The sequence below is a fragment of the Terrabacter sp. P5_B1 genome (genome assembly GCF_056400505.1).
This window is the reverse complement of record NZ_JBFULD010000333.1, coordinates 1-4,472: the sequence shown is the minus strand read 5'-3', so window position 1 is coordinate 4,472 and position 4,472 is coordinate 1. Positions and strand designations below refer to the sequence as shown.

Sequence of the window (4,472 nt, the reverse complement as noted above, 5' to 3'; positions counted from 1 at the left end):
GAGTGACACCGTCGCCGATGAGCATGAGCGAGGAGCGGACGTGGTCCGCGACCACACGGAAGCGGACGTCGTCCTCGTGGTCGGAGCCGTAGCGTCGACCACTCAGGTCCTCCGCGGCCGCGATGACCGGGAAGACCTCGTCGGTCTCGTAGATGTTGTCGACGCCCTGGAGCAGGAACGCGACGCGCTCGAGCCCCATGCCGGTGTCGATGTTGCGCTTGGGCAGGTCTCCGACGATGTCGAAGTCCTCCTTGGACCGGACGTTCTCGAGCTCGTACTGCATGAAGACGAGGTTCCAGAACTCGAGGTAGCGGTCGCCCGCCTCCCAGTCGCCGTCGGCGCCGAACTCGYGGCCCCGGTCGAGCAGGATCTCGGAGCAGGGGCCGCCGGGGCCGGCGACGCCCATGTTCCAGTAGTTGTCCTTGCGCCCGAGCCGGACGATGCGGTCGTCGGACAGGCCCGCGACCTTCTTCCAGATCGCGATCGCCTCGTCGTCCTCGTGGTAGACGGACGCGTAGAGGTCCTTCTCGTCGAAGCCGAGTCCTCCCTCGGACTGGCTGCGCGTGATCAGCTCCCAGGCGAGCTGGATGGCGCCTTCCTTGAAGTAGTCGCCGAAGCTGAAGTTGCCGTTCATCTGGAAGAAGGTGCCGTGGCGGGTCGTCTTGCCGACCTCCTCGATGTCGAGGGTGCGCACGCACTTCTGCACGCTCGTGGCGCGCGAGAACTGCGGGGTCTCCTGACCGAGGAAGTACGGCTTGAACGGGACCATGCCGGCATTGACGAACAGCAGGTTCGGGTCCTCGTGCACGAGCGGCGCGCTCGGCACGACGGTGTGGCCGCGGCTGCCGAAGTACGAGAGCCAGCGACGCCTGATCTCAGCGGTTTCCATGATGTGTCCTTGGGGTCGACGGGTGTGGTCTGCGGGAGCCCGTCCCAAGCGCGGAGGGCGGGCGGGCGGGCAGGCGGGGCGGGGTCAGCCCAGCGCCTCACGGGGCGCGGCTGACCCCTGGGGAGCTCGCCTCGCCTGCTGCAGGCGGACACGGCTCGGCCTGGGTCCCTTCTGGGCCACGTTCATCGTCCTTCGGTCGTCGGCGCACGCTCACGCCGAGGTCCTTCAACCCTAACGGACCTCGTGAGCCTCGTCCGAACGCCGGACCACCCACGCGCGTATGCCGTTGGGCCGGCTCCCGTGCGGGAGCCGGCCCAACGGCATACGTCGTCCTGCTACGACGACCTGTCGCGACGTGCTCCGGCGGTCAGGCCGGGACCTCGGCGACGAGGTCGGTCTTGACCTCGGGGAAGTGGCACGCCTGCAGGTGCACGCCGCCCTCTCGGAAGGCCCTGGTCGACGCGTCAGCGGTGGCCGACACCAGCGGCGGCTCCTGGGTGGCGCAGATGTCCTGCGCCTTCCAGCACCGGGTGCGGAAACGGCAGCCGCTCGGCGGGTCGATCGGGCTCGGCACGTCGCCGACGAGGCGGATGCGCTCCTTGGGGGCGATGCCGCGAGCGACGTTGATGTCGGGCGCCGCCGAGAGCAGGGCCTGGGTGTACGGGTGCTCAGGCGCTTCGTAGATCTTCTTCTTGTCGCCGTACTCGACGATCTTGCCGAGGTACATGACCGCGACCTGGTCGCAGAAGTGGCGCACGACGCCGAGGTCGTGGGCGACGAAGACGAAAGCGAGGTCGAGCTCGTTGCGCAGCTTGGCCAGGAGGTTCATCACCTGCGCCTGGATGGAGACGTCGAGGGCCGAGACCGGCTCGTCGGCGACGATGAGCTTCGGCTCCACGGCGAGCGCCCGGGCGATGCCGATGCGCTGGCGCTGACCACCCGAGAACTCCGACGGGTAGCGGTTGATGTGCTCCGGGTTGAGGCCCACGAGCTCGAGCAGCTCCTGCACCCGGGCCCGCTCCTTGCCCTTGTGCAGGCCGTGCACGCGCAGCGGCGTGCTCAGGATCGAGCCCACCGTGTGGCGCGGGTTGAGGGAGGAGTACGGGTCCTGGAAGATCATCTGCACGTCACGACGGATGCCGCGCAGCTCGTGCTCCTTCAGGTGCGAGATGTCGCGACCCTCGAACTCGATCGTGCCCCCGGTGGGCTCGTCGAGACGCGTCACCAGCCGGGACGTCGTCGACTTGCCACACCCCGACTCCCYGACGAGGCCGAGCGTCTGGCCCTGCTTGATGCTGAAGCTGATGCCGTCGACGGCCTTGACCGTCGCCCGGACCATCCGGAGGCCCTGGACCTCGCGGAAGGGGAAGTGGCGCTGGAGGTCGGTGACCTTGAGCAGGGTCTGGTCGCTCATCGGACTCCCTCGTCGTTCTGCAGCGTGGCCACGGGATCGGTGAGGTGGCAACGGAGYTCGCGGTTGACCAGCCCCGGGGTGGGTCGCCACTCGGGCAGCTCGGTGAAGCACCTGTCGCCCTCGACCTGCGTCTTGAACTCGCACCGGGGGTTGAACGAGCAGCCCGACGGCAGGTTGAGCAGGCTGGGTGGCGCGCCCTTGATGGCCTTGAGCTCGGCGAGGTCCTCGCTGTGCGAGGGCATCGACTGGAGCAGGCCGTAGGTGTAGGGCATCGACGGCTGGGCGAGCACGCTCTTGGCGTCGCCCTTCTCGACCCCGCGACCGGCATACATCACGAGGATGTCGTCGGCGGTCTCGGCCACGACCGCGAGGTCGTGCGTGATGAGGATGACCGCAGACCCGAACTCCTTCTGGAGGTCGTTGACGAGGTCGAGGATCTGCGCCTGCACGGTGACGTCGAGCGCGGTCGTCGGCTCGTCGGCGATGAGCAGCTTCGGGTTGTTGACCAGGCCCAGCGCGATCATGGCGCGCTGGCGCATACCGCCCGAGAACTCGTGGGGGTACTGGCTGGCCCGGCGCTTCGGGTTGGGGATGCCGACGAGGTCGAGCATCTCGACGGCACGCTTCTGCGCGACCTGCTTGCTCACCTGGTGGTGGGCGCGGTAGGCCTCCGCGATCTGGTTGCCGATCTTGTGGAACGGGTGCAGCGAGCTCTGCGGGTCCTGGAAGACCATCGCCGCCTTGGTGCTGCGGATATCCTGGAAGGTGGACGCCGAGGCCCCGACGAGTTCCAGACCGTCGAGCTTGATGCTGCCGGTGATCTGCGTGCGCTTCGGGTTGTGCAGCCCGAGCACGGCCATGCTGCTCACGGACTTGCCGGAGCCGGACTCACCGACGATGGCCAGGGTGCGCCCGAGGCGCGCCTGGTAGCTCAGGTTGGAGACGGCTCGGACGACGCCCTCCTCGGTGGGGAACGCCACCGACAGGTCGCTGACCTCGAGGACGACGTCGCCGGGGTTGCGGGCCTCCGCCGTCTGGGTGGAGATGGGGCTGGTGGTGACGGTCACGAAAGCCTCACTCGCGGGTCGATGAAGGAGTATGCGATGTCGACGATGAGGTTCATGATGACCACGACCACGGCGCCGATGAGAACCGTCCCCATGATGACGGGCAGGTCCTCGGCCCGGAGCGCGGCGAGGCCACGACGGCCGATGCCGTCGACCCCGAAGATCTGCTCGGTGATCAGCGTGCCCGTGAGCAGCGCAGCGATGTCGAGGCCCAGGATCGTTGCGATCGGGCTCATCGCGGCGCGGAAGCCGTGCTTGAACAGGACGGTGCGCTCACTGATGCCCTTCGAGCGGGCGGTGCGGATGTAGTCCATCGACAGCGTCTCGATCATCGAGTTGCGCGTGTAGCGCACATACGAGGCGGACGTCACGAAGCCGAGGATCAGGGCCGGCGCGAGCATCCCCATGAAGTAGGGACCGACTCCCGCCGACATCGCCGAGTACTGCGGCATGACGTTCCACAGGATGACCGGGTAGAGCGCGACGAGGAGCGCAAGGACGTAGTACGGGATGGCCCCCAGAACCTGCGAGGCGCCGACGACCGAGCGGTCCGTCGAGGAGCCACGCCGCACGGCGGCGAAGATCCCGACCGTGACACCGATGACCAGGAAGACGACCGCGGCCATCAGCGCCAGGACCACGGTGTTCGGGAAGCGCGAGAAGAGCTCGTCGTTGACGGAACGACGAGTCACGAAGGAGAACCCCAGGCAGGGCGCGTTGCACTGGACCGTGTCGCCCGCGTAGACGAACTCGCGCCCGACGAACAGGCCCTTGAAGTAGTCGAAGAACTGCTGCGCCAGCGGCTTGTCGAGCCCGAGACTCTGCGTGATGGCCGCGAGCCGCTGCGCGTTGCAGTGGCTTTCGGGGCACATGGCGAGCGCCGGGTCCGACGGTCCCGCGAAGAAGATCAGGAACGTCGAGACGAGGGTGGCCAGGATGACGCTCAGGGCGAGAGCCAACCGCCTGAGGATGTACGTGAGCACGGAATGCCTTCCAAACGAGGTGGGCGCCGGTGGTGGGTGGCCCGGGAGTCCCGGGCCACCCACCCGGCTGTCGGGGCAGGTGCGGGCCACCGGTCGGAGGGCGGTCACGGCCGACGTGA

4 protein-coding genes are annotated in these 4,472 nt (G+C 68.1%); all 4 read right to left on the bottom strand.

All coding sequences use genetic code 11. From position 1 onward, the window contains the following. Positions 1-889: alanine--tRNA ligase-related protein (locus AC1DP0_RS18510; protein WP_478087289.1), on the bottom strand; the 889-nt coding region annotated here is incomplete at its 3' end. Between the two features lie 367 nt (positions 890-1,256). Next, positions 1,257-2,303 carry an ABC transporter ATP-binding protein gene (locus tag AC1DP0_RS18505; RefSeq protein ID WP_478087287.1) on the bottom strand — a complete coding sequence of 349 codons (1,047 nt, stop codon included), beginning with the start codon at positions 2,301-2,303 and terminating at the stop codon, positions 1,257-1,259. Further along, positions 2,300-3,370: an ABC transporter ATP-binding protein gene (locus AC1DP0_RS18500; RefSeq protein WP_478087285.1), complete on the bottom strand. Its 1,071-nt coding sequence runs from the start codon at positions 3,368-3,370 to the stop codon at positions 2,300-2,302. Before AC1DP0_RS18500 ends, AC1DP0_RS18505 begins: the two co-directional genes overlap by 4 nt. Next, complete coding sequence (locus AC1DP0_RS18495) at positions 3,367-4,353, bottom strand: ABC transporter permease (protein ID WP_478087283.1); 987 nt, start codon at positions 4,351-4,353, stop codon at positions 3,367-3,369. The genes AC1DP0_RS18500 and AC1DP0_RS18495 overlap by 4 nt, the downstream gene beginning before the upstream one ends. Positions 4,354-4,472 lie beyond the last annotated feature (119 nt).